The 14,697-nt window shown below is 64.6% G+C and carries 16 protein-coding genes and 1 pseudogene; 5 read left to right on the forward strand and 12 right to left on the reverse strand.

The window, feature by feature from the left end:
* Window positions 1-69 precede the first annotated feature (69 nt).
* The 9 genes from MZC64_RS23785 to MZC64_RS23825 form a co-directional block, all read right to left on the reverse strand.
* Complete coding sequence (locus MZC64_RS23785; protein ID WP_247759683.1) at window positions 70-2,703, reverse strand: PEP/pyruvate-binding domain-containing protein; 2,634 nt, start codon at window positions 2,701-2,703, stop codon at window positions 70-72.
* Window positions 2,690-3,178 carry a MarR family winged helix-turn-helix transcriptional regulator gene (locus tag MZC64_RS23790; RefSeq protein ID WP_247759679.1) on the reverse strand — a complete coding sequence of 163 codons (489 nt, stop codon included), beginning with the start codon at window positions 3,176-3,178 and terminating at the stop codon, window positions 2,690-2,692. Before MZC64_RS23790 ends, MZC64_RS23785 begins: the two co-directional genes overlap by 14 nt.
* Before the next feature lie 109 nt (window positions 3,179-3,287).
* The gene (locus MZC64_RS23795) at window positions 3,288-4,445 is read right to left on the reverse strand and encodes a trypsin-like serine protease (RefSeq protein ID WP_247759677.1); all 1,158 of its coding nucleotides are present in this window, start codon (window positions 4,443-4,445) and stop codon (window positions 3,288-3,290) included.
* Between the two features lie 197 nt (window positions 4,446-4,642).
* Window positions 4,643-5,281, reverse strand: coding sequence for a hypothetical protein (locus MZC64_RS23800; RefSeq protein WP_247759674.1), 639 nt, complete (start codon window positions 5,279-5,281; stop codon window positions 4,643-4,645).
* A gap of 217 nt (window positions 5,282-5,498) precedes the next feature.
* Window positions 5,499-6,035 carry a chloramphenicol phosphotransferase CPT gene (cpt, locus tag MZC64_RS23805; RefSeq protein WP_247759671.1) on the reverse strand — a complete coding sequence of 179 codons (537 nt, stop codon included), beginning with the start codon at window positions 6,033-6,035 and terminating at the stop codon, window positions 5,499-5,501.
* 741 nt (window positions 6,036-6,776) lie between these two features.
* Entirely contained in the window at window positions 6,777-7,355 is a 579-nt protein-coding gene (locus MZC64_RS23810; RefSeq protein ID WP_247759670.1) for a HEPN domain-containing protein, read from the reverse strand.
* Window positions 7,352-8,527 carry a DUF262 domain-containing protein gene (locus MZC64_RS23815; RefSeq protein WP_247759669.1) on the reverse strand — a complete coding sequence of 392 codons (1,176 nt, stop codon included), beginning with the start codon at window positions 8,525-8,527 and terminating at the stop codon, window positions 7,352-7,354. Before MZC64_RS23815 ends, MZC64_RS23810 begins: the two co-directional genes overlap by 4 nt.
* Before the next feature lie 196 nt (window positions 8,528-8,723).
* Window positions 8,724-9,194 carry an NUDIX domain-containing protein gene (locus tag MZC64_RS23820; protein ID WP_247759664.1) on the reverse strand — a complete coding sequence of 157 codons (471 nt, stop codon included), beginning with the start codon at window positions 9,192-9,194 and terminating at the stop codon, window positions 8,724-8,726.
* A gap of 11 nt (window positions 9,195-9,205) precedes the next feature.
* Window positions 9,206-10,078 (reverse strand): DUF5919 domain-containing protein, encoded by an 873-nt coding sequence (locus MZC64_RS23825; protein WP_247759663.1) that lies wholly within the window; start codon window positions 10,076-10,078, stop codon window positions 9,206-9,208.
* 198 nt (window positions 10,079-10,276) lie between these two features.
* Between MZC64_RS23825 and MZC64_RS23830 the strand changes: the two genes are divergently transcribed.
* From MZC64_RS23830 to MZC64_RS23845, 4 genes are all read left to right on the forward strand, one after another.
* Complete coding sequence (locus MZC64_RS23830; protein ID WP_247759661.1) at window positions 10,277-10,717, forward strand: hypothetical protein; 441 nt, start codon at window positions 10,277-10,279, stop codon at window positions 10,715-10,717.
* A gap of 2 nt (window positions 10,718-10,719) precedes the next feature.
* On the forward strand, window positions 10,720-10,953 hold the full coding sequence (locus MZC64_RS23835) for a hypothetical protein (RefSeq protein ID WP_247797739.1): 234 nt from the start codon (window positions 10,720-10,722) through the stop codon (window positions 10,951-10,953).
* Complete coding sequence (locus MZC64_RS23840; RefSeq protein WP_247759658.1) at window positions 10,950-11,267, forward strand: hypothetical protein; 318 nt, start codon at window positions 10,950-10,952, stop codon at window positions 11,265-11,267. The genes MZC64_RS23835 and MZC64_RS23840 overlap by 4 nt, the downstream gene beginning before the upstream one ends.
* Window positions 11,268-11,469: 202 nt before the next feature.
* Window positions 11,470-11,667, forward strand: a complete 198-nt coding sequence (locus tag MZC64_RS23845; protein WP_308301062.1) for a hypothetical protein — start codon at window positions 11,470-11,472, stop codon at window positions 11,665-11,667.
* Window positions 11,668-12,058: 391 nt separating this feature from the next.
* Here MZC64_RS23845 and MZC64_RS23850 read toward each other — a convergent pair whose 3' ends face one another.
* On the reverse strand, window positions 12,059-13,117 hold the full coding sequence (locus tag MZC64_RS23850) for a DUF4192 domain-containing protein (protein WP_247759657.1): 1,059 nt from the start codon (window positions 13,115-13,117) through the stop codon (window positions 12,059-12,061).
* Window positions 13,118-13,551: 434 nt separating this feature from the next.
* On the opposite strand from MZC64_RS23850, the gene MZC64_RS47980 reads away from it, so the two are divergent.
* Entirely contained in the window at window positions 13,552-13,677 is a 126-nt protein-coding gene (locus MZC64_RS47980; RefSeq protein WP_282105793.1) for a hypothetical protein, read from the forward strand.
* A 255-nt stretch (window positions 13,678-13,932) separates the two neighbouring features.
* Here MZC64_RS47980 and MZC64_RS23855 read toward each other — a convergent pair whose 3' ends face one another.
* Both MZC64_RS23855 and MZC64_RS23860 read right to left on the reverse strand, forming a co-directional pair.
* A complete protein-coding gene (locus MZC64_RS23855; protein ID WP_247759654.1) occupies window positions 13,933-14,340 on the reverse strand; it encodes a hypothetical protein in 408 nt (135 codons plus the stop codon).
* Window positions 14,337-14,687, reverse strand: a pseudogene (locus MZC64_RS23860) (DddA-like double-stranded DNA deaminase toxin); the annotation flags it as partial. The pseudogene MZC64_RS23860 and the gene MZC64_RS23855, both read right to left, overlap by 4 nt.
* Between the last annotated feature and the right edge of the window lie 10 nt (window positions 14,688-14,697).

Raw genomic sequence — 14,697 nt, forward strand, 5'->3', positions numbered from 1 at the left:
AACCGGGGGTGTCATCGGGTACCGGGAGTTCGTCTCCAGGCACCGATCGGTTCTCCGGTGAGGTCCAGATCACACTTCCTCGACGGTGACCTGGCCGCTGGAGCCGTTGACCGTGACCCGCTGTCCGGTGCTGATCCGTTCGGTCGCCCCGGACACCCCGACCACGGCCGGGATGCCGTACTCGCGGGCGACCACCGCGCCGTGCGAGTTGGGCCCGCCCATCTCCATCACCAGGCCGCCCGCGGTGAGGAACAGCGGGGTCCAGCCGGGGTCGGTGGAGGGGGCGATGAGGATCTCGCCGGGTTCCAGGTGCGCGCCGGTGGGGTCCATGACCACCCTGGCGATGCCGGTGACCGACCCGGCGGAGGCTGCGGTGCCGGTGAGCGCGCCCTCGATCTGCTCGGTGCCGGCCAGTGCCTCGGCCTCGGGCTCGGCGCCGTCGGAGAGCAGGATCCGCGGCAGGTGCTTGCGCCGCAGTTCCCGCTGGTGCTCGGCCTGCCGGTGCGTGATCAGCTCACGGTGGTCGGCGCCCTCGAGTGCGGCCCTGACCTCCTTGGTGTCCAGGAAGAACACGTCCTCGGCCGTGGTGAGCAGGCCACGTGCGGCGAGTTCCGCGCCGAGCAGCCGCAACTGGGCACGCATCCGGGCCAGGGTCAGCACCAGCAGGTACTTGGGCAGCTCGCGCAGTCCGGCGATGCCGCGCACCCGGTCCAGCGCGAACCGCAGCAGCCTCCCGCGCAACCGGCTGCGCTTGCGCACCTTGGCGACGAGTTCGGCGGCCTTGGCCTGCGCCTCGGTGGCAGCGCGGGCGAACTGGGCGTCCGCGGCCAGGTCGGGGTGCTCGGCCCGCAGGTAGTTGGCCAGCACGCCGAGCACGTGCGTGGGATCCTCCGACCAGCGCGGCACCCCGAGGTCGATCTCGGCCACCGCCCGATGTCCGTACCTGGCCAGGAAATCGGTCAGTCCACTGTGGATGGTCGCGGGCAGCAGACCGGCCCGGAAGCGGATGAGCAGGTCTTCCTTGGGCGTGTCCAGCAGTTCGCGGGCGGCCGCCTCGTCGGCGCGGATGGCGGTGGCCAGCCGCCATAACTCCAGGTCCATCTCGGTGGTCGGGTTGTACGGGATGCCGCTGAGCACCATCCGCAGTTCCTCCGGGCCGCCGTCCTTGCCGAGCAGTTTCCCGGCCAGGGCGAGCAGCAGGAACCCGGCGGGCACCAGCGGCATGATCCGGGCGACCCGGGGGCCGGTGACCTCCGGCATGGCCGCTTCGACGAAGGCCAGCCGCTGGGTGTGGGTGAGCCCGTCGGAGACGGTGAGCAGGCGGTCGATCTCGGCGGTGATGCGGTCTGCCTTGTTCCGCGCTCGGGCCGGATCGCGCAACGCGCCGAGCACGGTGACCGGGGCGTGCGTGCGGCGGGCGAACCTGGCGATGGTGCGCAGGAACGGCCACGGCGACTTCTGGGTGATGCTGAGCCGCTCGTCGTGGAACAGATCCCGGAGCACCTGGGCTGACCTCGCCTCCATCAGGTCGAGCATTCTGGGCGCGATCGCGCGGCCGACCCGGCTGCGCACGATCGGGGTGATGTCGAAGAACAACCGCCCGGCGGAGACGGCCAGCAGCGGCGGCCCGGCCACCGGATCGGGCACCCGCAGGCCGACCGCGGCGCTGATCCCGCCGGTGGCCAGCCGCAGCCCGGCCACCCCGGCCGGGGTGATCGGCCGGTACACGCCCTGGGCGACACTGCCGTTGAAGAACACCCGCAGGCCCGGTTTGTCGGTGTGCGGCAACGGGAACAGCGTGGTGATCGGCCGGGACTGGGTCAGCCACAGCGTGCCGTGGCCGTCGATGGCCCACTCGGTGTCCTGCGGTGCCCCGTAGTGCTGCTGCACCCGGCGGCCCAGCATGGCCAGATCGCGGAGCTGGGCCGGGGTCAGGCAGGGTTCGCCGTCGGCCGCGGCGCGGGTGCTGTGCTCGGTGCCGCCACCGGCCTTGCCGCGGATGACCAGGAGCTTGTCGCCGAGGCGGCTCTGCTTGATCGCGCCGGTGTGCCCGTCGAGCACGAAGTGGTCCGGGTTGACCGAACCGGACACCACGGCCTCGCCCAGCCCTGGACTGGCGTCGACCACGATCTCCTCGCGGTGGCCGGTGACCGGGTTGGCGGTGAACATGACCCCGGCGACCTCGGCGGCCACCATCCGCTGCACCACCACGGCCAGCCGCACGGTGGCGTGCTCGATCTCGTTGGTCTCCCGGTAGCTGACCGCGCGGTCGGTCCACAGCGAGGCCCAGCAGCGGCGGACCGCGTCCAGCAGCGCGTCCGCGCCGACCACGTTGAGGTAGGTGTCCTGCTGCCCGGCGAAACTGGCGAAGGGCAGGTCCTCGGCGGTGGCCGAGGAGCGGACCGCGACCGGTTCGTCCCGGCCGAGCCGGGCGTAGGCGTCGGTGATCAGCCCGACCAGTCCGGCCGGCACCGGCGCGGTGCGGATCAGTTCCCGCGCCGCGGCCGGGTCCAGCGCCGCGGTGCTCAGTTCCAGCGGGTCGGCCACCGCCCGGTAGGCGTGCGTGGTGAGCACGAACCCCGGCGGCACCGGCAGGTCCGCGCCGATCATCTCCCCCAGGTTGGCCGCCTTGCCGCCGACCAGTTCCCCCGCGCCGGCCCTGACCTCGCTCAGGTCAAGGACAACCGGCTCACCTGTGTTCATCCCCGTGCCTCCTCGCCGCATCGGCCAGCAGCGTCATCGCCTCGCGGACGGTGCGCTGCTCTGTTTCGGAGAGGTAGGTCATCAGCCGCAACTGGCCCTCGGCCCGGCTCCGGGCGACGCCGAGCAGGAACTCCGCGCCCGCCTCGGTCAGGCCGATCCGCTTGGCGCGCCGGTCGCTCTCGTCCTCGCGCCGGTGGATCAGCCCGCGCTGGTCGAGCTGGTCGAGCAGCCTGCTGGTCGCCGAGACCGAGCGGCCGATGCGTTCGGCCAGCTCGCGCACTGTCGGCTCGCTCCCCCGATCGAGCGTGAACAGCGTGGCGATCTGCACCAGCTGGAGGTCGGCGCCGCCGGTGCTCCGGCTCAGGTTGATCAGCATCTCACCGATCAGCTCCCGCCGGACCACCCCCAGCTCCTCGACCAGCCGATCCCGCTCCGTCGCGCTGATGACATCCTCCAAACCCTTGCGTGCACGCAACTAATGCACTGGCGCAACGGTAGCGCGGAGCCGGACGGTAAGTCAACAGGCGTTGAATAAAAAGTGGTGGGACGGGGCCGCAACCCCGTCCCACCTGGCAGAACGCCGACTACCGGGTGACCGTGAGGGCGAACTCGGCGCTGCCGGTCTTGCCGTTGGAGGTGCCGGTGATCTTGAGCGGGTAGCTGCCGGCCGGGGTGTTGAAGCCGGTCCAGATGAAGGCGGTGGAGCTGCCGCCGGAGCTGACCGTGGCCGGGGAGAAGAACACGCTGGTCCCGGCGGGCGCACCACTGGCGGTCAGCGTGGTCTGGCCGCCACCGGTGACGGTGATCTTGGTCTGCAGGAAGCCGCCGGGCCGGGCGCTGCCGCTCTCCGGGGAGAGCGCGAGCTTGATGTCCCCTGGCGGAGGTTCCTGGCCGCCTTCGAGCTGCAGCTTGACCCAGTCGCCCATGTCGTTGTTGAGCCGGCCGTAGACGGAGTACCAGCGGAAGTCGCTGCGGCTCCAGGAGGCGACGCCGACCACCTTGCCGTCCACGGTCAGCGGTCCGCCGCTGTCGCCCTGCAGGATGGTGATCTTGCCGTCCGGGTAGCCGGAGCAGATCATGGTGGCCTCGCGGAACCCGGCGCCGACTCCGTTGCAGTTGCTGCCCTCGACGATGGGCAGCTCGAACTTGTGCAGCTCGACGTTGCGGGTGTTGTCGTTGTGGTCCTTCTTGCCGTAGCCCAGGCCCAGCCCGGTCTTGCCGGGGGCGTGCAGGCCGGTGTCGGCGGAGGTGGCGACCTTGGCGTAGGCGCCGCCGGGCACCGGGATGTCGTCGGCGACGGTGACCACCGCGACGTCGTAGCCCTGGTCGAAGTTCACGTATTTGGGGTGCTTCTTGTACTCCAGCACCTTGGTACGGAACCCGCCACTGGCGTTGAGGTCGTCCAGCCCGTACAGGAAGGACTTCTCGCCCGCGGCGTCCGCGCAGTGCGCCGCGGAGAGGATCTTGCGCGCGGCGATCACCGAGCCGGTGCAGGTCTGCCCCTGTGGCCGGGGCCCGCCTTCACGCAGTCCGCCGATGATGAACGGGTAGTCCTTGACCGAGGCCCGCTGCCCGCCGATGGACAGCGTGCCGGGTCCGGCCGGGGGTAGCTGGGCGAGATCGGTCGGCGCCACAGCGCGCCCGCCGGGCTCCTGCTCCGCCAGCGCGAGGCCGGGTAGCAGGGGCACGGCGAGCGCGGTGACCGTCAGGGCGATCAAGCTCGCCCTCCGGGTGATGTTCACGGTGTTCCTCCCGCGAGGTGGTGGCGGCCGGCAGGGAAATCGGCCGCTGCCAGCACCTTCCGGGCGAGCGAGGTCGCCGGACAATCCGGGGGAACATCCGTAGGGGTACGCGATTTTTGCCGCGGCACCCGGGGTGCGGCGGGTCCGCCGAGCCCCCTGGGGCGGACTCGGCGGAGGACCCCGTCGCCGCGAACCGGCTAGGCGATGGCCTGCCAGATGGTGCTGAAGTTGGCCAGCGCCCCCGCCACCGAGGCGTCCAGTCGCTTCGGGGAGGCGTTGGCGCGCAACCGGAACAGCTTGCCCCGGCGCACGTCCAGGATGGCCGCCCGCCCACCGGGCAGGATCTCCGCGAGCTGCCGCTCGACCATCCACAGTGGAATGTTGGCCGCGGCCTGGGTCAGCTCGGGCTTCTTCAGGTAGAGCATGACCGCGTGCGGCCGCGGATCAGCCCCGAGCGTGAGCCCGAGGTGCGGACTGATCCCAACCTCGCCGTCGCTGCCCCGCCACACCGAGCCGCCGACCGGAACCAGCGCGGGCCGTGCCTTCGCTAACCATGTCAGAAATCCCCCTCGTAGTTCTTGGAAATGCGCCGACTTAGCCGGATCGTCAATCCGGTGCACCACTGAATCCAGCACTTCCCCCGGCTCTTCACTGGCCAGCGCGCGCTTTATCCCGTTGACCATCGGCTCGTAGTAGAACCACGGCCGAGCAGCCTCGTCGAGATACATCCGCCGAAGATTCTCCACCGTCCTGGTCTGCAACCCCGGACCACTGACCACGAAGTCGATGATCGCCCCAAGCTTCACCTGGGGAACCTCGGTCTCCGCTGCCGTCATCCACCACCTCCAGTAGCTCTGACCTGCATCTTCCGTGCCTGTCGAACTACTGCTAACCCTATCGGCGCCCCCCGACAATCCCGGCCCCTCAGCGCCCCCCAGCCCCATTTTCCTCTGCAAACTTCCCCGCCCGAAGATTGCCCCCAAAAATCACCCCGACAACCCCCGTGTCAACCCCCATTTCCCCCCACGCCCACCTCAAAAAACAACCCCACCCTCAACGCCGAACCCGAGCCGCGATAACCCGCGCACACGCCACCGACTCCACCCCCACGGTGTCCACCTCAAGGTCGTACCCCACTCCCCGGTGCACCAGCTCGGCCTGCGCCGCCGCCATCCCGGCGATCCGATCCCCCCGAGCCATCTCCCGCCCCGCGGCCACCTCAGCCGAACACCGCACCCCCACCCACAACACCTCAAGCCCCGCCAACACGGCCCCCCAGCGCCGCTGCCCGTCCCCACCCCCGAGCAACACCTCGTCGATGATCACCCGAGCCCCCGCCCGCACCATGGCCGCGATCCCCACCGCCCAGGCCTCCTCCAACGCCCGGAACTCCGCCCCCACCACAACCCGGCCATCCGCCCCGAACTCCACCCCACCCGAGGCCCCCCGCAACGACCCCGGCAACAGCTCGATGAACGTATCCACCCCCACCAGCAACCAGGGCTCCGGCAACACGGCCTGCAAACACCGCCCGATCCCGGACTTCCCCGAACTCGACCCACCATTGAGCACAATCACCTGTGTCGCCATGGCCGCAACCTACGAACCCAGCCCGCAACCCGGCATCCCAGTTTCCGGACCACCACAGGGGAAACCCGGGCGCACTCAGAGCCACGAACGGCGAGGTGACACAGACGGACCCCGGACCGTCGAGGTCGACCAAGAGGGCTCCTGTCGGCCATCCCCAACCGACCCGCCCCAAGAAAGCAAACAACCCCAGGCCACTGGCCTGGGGTGAAGCTCCTCCGGTTGGACTCGAACCAACAACCCTGCGATTCGAGATCAACTCTGCTGGGTGCCTCGCGTTGTCACGCAGCACCACGCACCACCAGGGGAGATAGCGAATGGGAACGTCCACAGTCGACGGTTGACTGTGGACGTTTTTCGTCGTTTTGTGTGGGTAAAGCATGGTGATGATCTTGCCCTGCGAGTCAGGGTGACCACGTGGCCCGATGGCAAGCCGGCGCTTGCGTCGGTGCGGCAGCGATCGCCGGAAGCAGTCAAGCAGAGCGACCAGGCAGGCGATCGTCACGGCCTGGTGGCCCTCGCAGATCAGCTCGTGGGGCGGCGCGCGGCTACCGGCACCGGGGGCAGTCCGCGGTTCGCCGGGCGCAGCGGCGGGCCGGTCGCCGCAGCGGAGCGGATGGCGGCCGTGCCCGCATGGGTGCGCCCGGCGCACCCAGCGCGACCACCCGCCGCGCGCCGCTCGGCGGCGCGCCTTGATCCCATAGAGCCAAATTCGGCAAGCGCACGAATCAACAACTGCTTCACTTAGAGCTGCTCCGCCGAGGAATCGACAAACAACTCCTCTGGAATAGCGAGGATTTCGTCGAGTATACCGGGGAAAACTTCCAGAAAATGCAAAGCCGATTGATACTTCGAGAATATCTCCTCCGTAGTTAGATTAACGGAGAAGGTGGCGTAATTGTTATGCACGAGCTGATTTCTGAGAGCTCCAATTTCACAGAAGGAGTCAATCGACAACCTTAAGGTTTCATCGCTTTTGCATCTATTCTGCACGTGACGCTTGCACTCTGGACCAAAGAGGCTAAAGAACTTGTTGGCCGCCAACTTCTTGTCCCAATCGAAGTATGTGTGGTACTGGCGGTTCACTGCTTTATTTTTCACAAAGTTTACCGCCAGCTTATTAGAGTTGGTACACGTAGAGAAGTAACTAACTATCAACTCAACAGTGCGCGCTTCAAGGTCACTTGCAGCTCCGAGAAGAGTGACCTTTGGAAAGTATGACTCAAGAGCACTCAGGAATGAAATCTCGTTCTTTTCTCTAAGATAAGACGCAAGGTCCGCCTGCTCCTCATAAACCTTCTGAATGACCTCGAATGCACTCATGGCGAGACCAGGGAAGCTCGGAGAATTTGCTCTGCTCGCGCGATCCTACCTAGCACATTAGCTGTATCGGTCGTATTTTGCTGAGAATATGATTGGAAATCTTTGTCGCCTCCAATCTTTCGAACTACATCCGTTGTGAGAATCGGCGAATATCCTGCATCAAGCAGCCGCAGAGTTGCAGTGAACAAACCTTCAAAGAGCGTGATCCCCAACCTAGAGTGACTACTTCTAAGCGATGAAGGATTTACTGATTTTGTAGCCTCTTTAATGAACCAATGAATTGATTCTTCAATCTTCAATACCCTATCTTCGTCGAAATCTTGAGCCATTCTTGAGAACTTGTTGAGAAATCGAACCATTGATCCCGAGTAGCTGTCGTGTTCCATCCAGACAGCAACGGCCCGCAGCAGGATCTCGATATCTCGCATGTGAATATCGGGTTCAGGAGCGCTAATAAGCTGCCTCCAACTAGGCTCCAAATTGACCCGATACAGCATGTCGAAAAACTTCGAATGGTAGAGACTAAGACGAATCTCTTGGGGTGTCAACGACATCCCACTTGAATTCAGCCGGTTGAAGATCTCATAGATCGATGAGTCGTCATCCTTAGGCTTCACCTGCTTGATGATAACATTTCGAATCGTCCGCAAATCGAATTGAGTTTGATACTCTCCTAGCGTTGCATACTTCCGCCCAGTGAATTTGTTAGGCTTTCCTTCCGGAGTACTGGAAAGTTGCAGCGCAAAGGGCTTGAAGTATCGATCATCCTGGAGTACGTCTTCTGGCATAGCTCCATGTCGATCGAAGATCTGTCGAATCTCTGCACGTTTATCTTTATTAGGGAAGCGACCCTTTACGAAATAGTAGATGGTCATCAAACGCTGCTGACCATCAATGACCAAGAAGTTGTTTCGAGCTCGTTCGTAGTGGAAAATCTGCGGAACCGGCAGCCCGATGATCAGAGACTCAATCAGCTTCGAGGCTCGCTTTATGTCCCAAACATAGTTTCGCTGGAATCCCGGTATCTTAACTACACCAGAGTCGATGAAGTTTATGATTGTCAGGACATTAAAGTCGTTAGGAGCAGAGGTCAGATCATATTCATCAACCTGACCGTCGGGAATTTCTTCCGAACTACTGTACGCAGCTTGTCTTGTTATGTCACCTAGCATGGTGGGGCTCCCGTTGCCGCTAGAAAGTTCCGGACTGGTGGAATCTATGTCGCAAGGAGAGGGCGGAACGTTTCGTCATTCGGGTTGCTGTGCGGTCACGTTTCTGTGACGTCCGGACAGCTATCTTCGACCTGTCGGCTAGACGATCCCATGTGGAACCCTTAACCAAGGTGGGCCGTAGGCGGCGACGGCTCGGCTATGTGTAGTACGGGTTAGCTCGATACTCGAAGCCGTGACCAATTCGAAGCATGGTGGATGGGTGGATGTTGAGTTGGTCCAGACTCGTCTGCTCGACCCATTGGACTTCCTTCGATTCACTGCTCGTCCGCAGTTCGCCGCCCATGGGGCGGGCACGGAAGCAGATAGAGAATTCCTGCCGAACTTCGCCGTCGTCGTAGGCGATCACGTGGTTGGGGTTCGAGTAGATGCCGATCACGTCGGTGACCTCGACGGTGATCCCGGTTTCCTCGACCAGCTCCCGGACCACGGCCTCGGTCAGAGTCTCTCCTAGTTCAAGTTGTCCTCCGGGGATCGAGTAGAGGTCGTTGTCGGCGCGGCGGATCATGAGCAACCGCCCGGCTTCGTCTTGAACGAAGGCGCTGACGGCGACAGCAATGCTGTTGGCTTTCGGGGCGTTGGGGTCGTGGAAGTAGTCGACGCGTGCCACTGGTGTCCCCTTCAGAAGTCTGCGGGCGTGGACAGGTTCCAGACGGTCTCGAAGCTTTCGGTGTAGATGTCGAACAGGCCCTGCGTGGGTTGGCTCCGCAGGTGCAGCGCTGGCGCGTGTGCTCCTTGGAACCCATACACATGGGTGTTGACGATCATCTCGTTGTCGAAACGGAAGATCGAGTTGTAGAGGGTGGTCCGATGGAATCGGATCTCCACACCGTCTACTCCTTGCAGCGGCCGGTAGAAGGCCAGCGCGTTGCGGATGCGGCCACCTAGAGTCTCCGCGCCCAAGCGCTCTTGCTCGCTGCGCAGGGCGACTTCCGGGCTGGCCGGGTCGCCGAACAACAGGCGGATCTTGGCACCCTCGGCGGCCTTGGTTGCCAGGCTGCGTACGAAGGTGGGGCGCTCGGTGAGGAACAGCGCGGCGTGGACCAGCACCTCCACGTGCTCGGTCGCGTTCGCGGTCAGCCGGTCCCACAGCTCGGGCGGGATGGCGTTGCGGTGCGGGTAGGTGGAGATAATCTCGCCGACCTCGGTCGTTGCGGGGCGGATCACCGGGGAGGTGCCCGCGCCAGCGGCGGGGAGAACGGCCGGCGGGGCCTGCGGGACGGGTGAGGCGGCGTCCGGGGCGTGGGGTGACAGCAGGGCCTCGATGCCGTGGCCGGGCAGCATCGCTTCCAGGATGCGGCAGTGGTCCGGGTACGGAAGGCCGATCAGCTCGCCCGAGAGCCAGCGGTAGAACTGCGCCTTGCTCGGGTACTTGCCGCGCAGGTCCGGGTCGACCTTCTTGGCCACCCGGTCGTACTCCTTGCAGAAGGCGCGGTAGCCCTGCAAGTGGCGCTGGCGGAGCAGGTACTTCAGCAACGTCGGATGTGGCGTCATGTCAGCCTCCTGAGCAGACGAGACGCGACGAGGCTACCACCGGCATGAGACATAGACGAGACAAAGCGAGAGGCAGAAGTCGCAGACGAGAGCACGACGCGATCTTGACGGGACGAACCCGGGCCGAACCTGGATATGTGCCGCTGACCTGGCGGTACAGGGCCGACAAGACGGCCAACGAACAGGGAGGTCTCGGACATGGCGATCCAGCGGGGGCACCGGTTCCTCATCGAGTTTGATGAGGCGTTCGGCAAGGGCCTCGTCCTGGTGGGCGAGATCGCGCCCGACTTCGAGTACCAGGAGAACAAGAGCAAGCCGCCCCGGCAGAAGGTCGACCCGGTGACCGGTAAGCGGCAGTGGGTCGGCACCGTGACTGACCCGGACGAGACGAAGGCCAAGCGGGCTTCGTTCCAGATCACCTTTCTCGCTGACGTGCAGCCGGTGCCGCCCGCACCGGAGGTACTGCCCGGCATGCGGCCGATCGAGTTGGACGGCCTGACCGTGGAGCCGCGCGTGTCCGGCAACGGGGAGTTCAAGTACCAGGGCTGGCTGTTCCGGGCGACCGGGTTCAAGTCCGCGGTGACCTCGGCGTCCCGGCCGAGCGCGGCCAAGGGCACCGACGGCGGTAAGGCGGCCTGACGATGCCCATCACGCGGGATGAACTGGGGATGGACATGACCATCTCCATCTACGACGACACCTCGATTCGGGTCGCGCCGTGGGACGACGAGAACCTGTTGCTCGTCTTCGGCGGGCCGGTGCAGAAGATCGTCATCGTGCTCGACCGCGACGACTTCCAGCGGCTGTACGAGCAGATGACGCCCGTGGCCAGCGGCGAGGTCGCTCCGGCGGCAGTGGCGGGTGAGTGCGGATGAGCGTCCACGTGTCGGTGGTGCCGGATGAGGGCACCACGGTGTCCCTGCTGACGCTTTCGGCCGGTCAGCCCATGTTGGCGATCGCGGACAGCCACTGCGGCGTGACCTTCACCGTGCGCGAGACCCCGGACGGGGCGGCACAGGCCGTGCTGGTCGCGCGGGAACTGGTGCGCATGGCCGGGGAGTTCGCGGCGCTGACAGAACGCTACGCCCGGCACGTCGCCTCGGCACACCTCGCGCAAACCCAGCAACAGCAGCAGCGGGAGGCGGCGCTGAACCGCCACGAGCTACAGCAGCCCAAGCGGAGCGAGTAGCGACCGAATCGTCTACTTAGGACTATCCACAAAGGACTGATTCGGACCTTCGGGTACCGTGGCGATGCCGCATGTCTTGTTGCGGCGCAAGGAAGAGAAGGACACAAGAGCGGTTACCGGCCTAGGAACCTCACCGCTCTCGTGCCGTCCACAACCTCAGGAAGTGAACAAGAATGACTGTACGGCGGCTGGGTTCGAGTGGGTGACCAGTCACGTCTACTGGAAGACGGTGGCGACGCTGATGGATGAGGCGGGGCTGTCCGCGCGGCAGGCGGCGGATCAGCTCGGGCACGCCAAGGTGTCCATGACCCAGGACAACTACTTCGGGCGGCGGCGGGCCTCAACCGGGGCAAAGGCGGTGCTGGAAGGCGTGGTCACGGCTGGGGCGGACCAAAAATAGTGTGTGGGTAAAGTGCGGGTTTGATCTAGAAAGCAAACAACCCCAGGCCGATGACCTGGGGTGAAGCTCCTCCGGTTGGACTCGAACCAACAACCCTGCGAAACAAGATCCACAACTGCCGTCAGTCACCAACCGCTGCCGTTACCTGCCACGACCAGCGCATACAACCGAGCCGACCTATGCATTGCAGACCGTTCACAGTGGATACTTGCCGTTGATCTCCCGGAATAAAGCGGGAACTGATCTTGCTCACCGGAGTGCCGTCGGCCCACGAAACGCCTTCGAGACAACTCGAGCGTGCAGCACCGCTGTGGGGTGGCGTGTAGCCAGCCCGCGACAGTTTGACCGGGGGGTGTTGCCGACATGGCCGGCAACACCCGGTGATCCTTGTTCAGTTGGTCGTGTCGGCCATGATCAAGGCGATCTCCGCCGCCGCCATCGCGGCTTGGCAGCTCAAAGAGGTGAGCCCTACGGCTGGCAGCACGCCGTAGGGCATGCCCTCGATCAGTTCCACTTCCGCCGCTCGGACGGGATCCTCCTCTGCAGCGATGTTCAAAGCGAGCTTGACCAGTTCGGTGTTGCAGTCGACCCCGGCAGTCACAGCGAGCAGAACCGCGGCGTTGGCCCGATATCCGCCGGACAGCTCTCGGGTCAGGTGCCGCCACAGCCGAATGGCAGCCTGGCGGTGTTCCGTGAAAGCGAATCTCAGCGAGCTGCTCCAGATCAATGAGTCACCCAGCGCGTGGGCCAGCAACACCAGATCCTTATCCTTCCTTGGGTACTCGTCGTTCTCGGCTGCATGCACCGCTTGGTTCACATCGCGTAGACTCCGGGACAGCTCCATTCCTCCGCGAATTTTTTCGTTGTCACTGTTGGGTTGCAGGAGCGCGGAGTGCAATCGGCGGCTACGACGGTTGGCATCTTTACCCGGTTTGAGCGTGTCTGCAAATTCCTCGAAGCAGTCGTAGATCACCTTGCCCCTGCTCACTGCTCTCACAGCAGTGCTACAGACTCGCGGGTCCTTCTGCACGCCGAATTGGGGCGTTTCCTCACAGTACCTGATCCAGCGTTCTCCTTGTTTGATCCGCGGAACCCAGAACGAGAATTGTATTTGAATTCCTTCGTACCACAACGCCTTGTCGAGCTCGGCAAGTCGGCCGGAGTGCGGTGGCACTCCACCGTCAGCATGGGTTCCACCGCCAATGACCATCAGTACAGCTGAATCCCAGTTCCTGCTACGCAGGACATCTGCGAGCTGGTCGGGCTGGATAGCGCCGCTGATCAGATTGGAGATCTCCTCACGGATCGCACAGCAAAAGAGCGCCTGTTCGAGCTGGATGTACGGGAGTACCAGCAGGCAGTCCTGCGGGTAGAAGCCGAGCATATAGGGAACGCCACCGATGAGCTCATTGAATGTTGACTCGTCGAAGTTCTGTTCGTGATCACACATGGGGTCGTCTCATCTCGCCTGACGCACCAGGTCCGCCGAGTCGTTGAGGAATCGGCCGGCGTCAGTGGTGTCACCACCTTCCGAACCGTGGCCGAGATCTCCCTGGTTGAGATCCGCGCCCGTACCGCAATCACCGGGGGGCGCGTAGGGAGGTAACGCGGGGCGGCCCATGTGGTTCACGACCGTTCAACTCTGAGCGCATTACCTCCCGCAGCTCTGATCCTCACCACACGGCGGGTAGCAGTGCCGTGGCGACCTTGTCCTTGACACAGAGTGACCGCACTGGGCCGATCCGTTTCCTGATGACTACTGGGCGCTGGGCAGAAACGCGAGGGTTCGTTGCGCCGATGAGACTTGTAGTGAATGGCCAGGTCGGACGGTCTTTAGTCCAGAAAAGGATCTTGTTCTCGACGTCCCAGATGGACGTTGATCACATGGTTCCGTTGGCCGCAGGGTCGCGTTCCGGCGTCTGGGCGTGGGACGGCAGCCGCCGCCAGTTCGCCAACGACCTGGCCAACCCACAGCTGATCGCGGTCTCCGCAGCCTCCAACCAAGGATGATCATGCCCGTCGCGGTGGAAACCCCTCGCGAGGGAAGCTGGTGCCTCCATGTCAGGGCCTGGACTCACGTCAAGCACCGCTACGCGCCGACCGTCACCTCGCCGGAACGGCTCGCGCTGGTCTCGATACTCGACACCTGCACAGCGTCCTGATCACCAGGCGGGGACGGCGGCAACCGCCCTGGACCAACCCGTTGACGGTGAGTGCCACGATCACCACGCCACGAGTTCGAGCAGGCGGCGTGTGGCCCGCAGTTCAGGCGGTCGGGCGCCACTCCAGCGAGGCCGGGCGGTCCAGCGTCTGCAGGTACTCTCGGACTACCGCCACGATGGTCGCGGCGGCCATGTGCTGGCCTTCATCGACCTGGAGGTGCTGATCGGCATTCCAGTAGTCCACCCAGCGTCCCGTCGGCTGGACTGAGATGGGTTCCCAGCGTCGGTATCCGTCCCACCAGGACAGCCAGCCGTGTTGCCCGTCCTCGCTCAAACCAACGGTCAGCCGTCGCGCTTCGGCGTAATCGACCGGATCGGCGAACAGCGCCCAGGCCTGGTTGGGTCCGGCCTGCGCGGTCGAGGACAGGATCTCGATGACCGCCGCGGGGTCGAGGCCGTGGACGTCGGCACCGCCGTCGTCCACCAGGGCGAGCAGGGCCGTGCCGTTCACGTACGTCTCCTGCCGGTGTAGGTCTTCGTCCAGGGCTGATTGTCCCGGGTGGTGCCGTAGACGGTCAACGCGAACCCCTCGGGGAGGAAACGGGCCAGGACCTTGTCGCAGACGTCGTTCCAGTACTTCTGCACCTCGATGCCGCACGGCACGTTGTTGATCGCCAGCTCGACCTCCCTCCGCCCGGTGGCGATCATGGTCGCGACGACCTTGATCTCGACGTGTTGTAGGGAGGGTTTGTTCCTGCTCGTTGACCGTCGCGTCAGGATGATCGAGGACGCGGCCGTGGGGTGGAAACTAGAGTTCCGGCAAGTCTGGCTTCTGGTCAGTATGGCTGGTGCTTCGGGGCGATCCGAG

This window comes from Crossiella sp. S99.2, from assembly GCF_023094165.1.
Lineage (GTDB): Bacteria > Actinomycetota > Actinomycetes > Mycobacteriales > Pseudonocardiaceae > Crossiella.

Coding starts and splice junctions, on each gene's coding strand:
- MZC64_RS47980 (WP_282105793.1), top strand. CDS start 13,552: ATGGTTCCGTTGGCCGCAGGGTCGCGTTCCGGCGTCTGGGCGTGGGAC.
- cpt (WP_247759671.1), bottom strand. CDS start 6,035: ATGGCGACACAGGTGATTGTGCTCAATGGTGGGTCGAGTTCGGGGAAG.
- MZC64_RS23835 (WP_247797739.1), top strand. CDS start 10,720: ATGCCCATCACGCGGGATGAACTGGGGATGGACATGACCATCTCCATC.
- MZC64_RS23815 (WP_247759669.1), bottom strand. CDS start 8,527: ATGCTAGGTGACATAACAAGACAAGCTGCGTACAGTAGTTCGGAAGAA.
- MZC64_RS23840 (WP_247759658.1), top strand. CDS start 10,950: ATGAGCGTCCACGTGTCGGTGGTGCCGGATGAGGGCACCACGGTGTCC.
- MZC64_RS23830 (WP_247759661.1), top strand. CDS start 10,277: ATGGCGATCCAGCGGGGGCACCGGTTCCTCATCGAGTTTGATGAGGCG.
- MZC64_RS23810 (WP_247759670.1), bottom strand. CDS start 7,355: ATGAGTGCATTCGAGGTCATTCAGAAGGTTTATGAGGAGCAGGCGGAC.
- MZC64_RS23800 (WP_247759674.1), bottom strand. CDS start 5,281: ATGACGGCAGCGGAGACCGAGGTTCCCCAGGTGAAGCTTGGGGCGATC.
- MZC64_RS23825 (WP_247759663.1), bottom strand. CDS start 10,078: ATGACGCCACATCCGACGTTGCTGAAGTACCTGCTCCGCCAGCGCCAC.
- MZC64_RS23850 (WP_247759657.1), bottom strand. CDS start 13,117: ATGTGTGATCACGAACAGAACTTCGACGAGTCAACATTCAATGAGCTC.
- MZC64_RS23785 (WP_247759683.1), bottom strand. CDS start 2,703: ATGAACACAGGTGAGCCGGTTGTCCTTGACCTGAGCGAGGTCAGGGCC.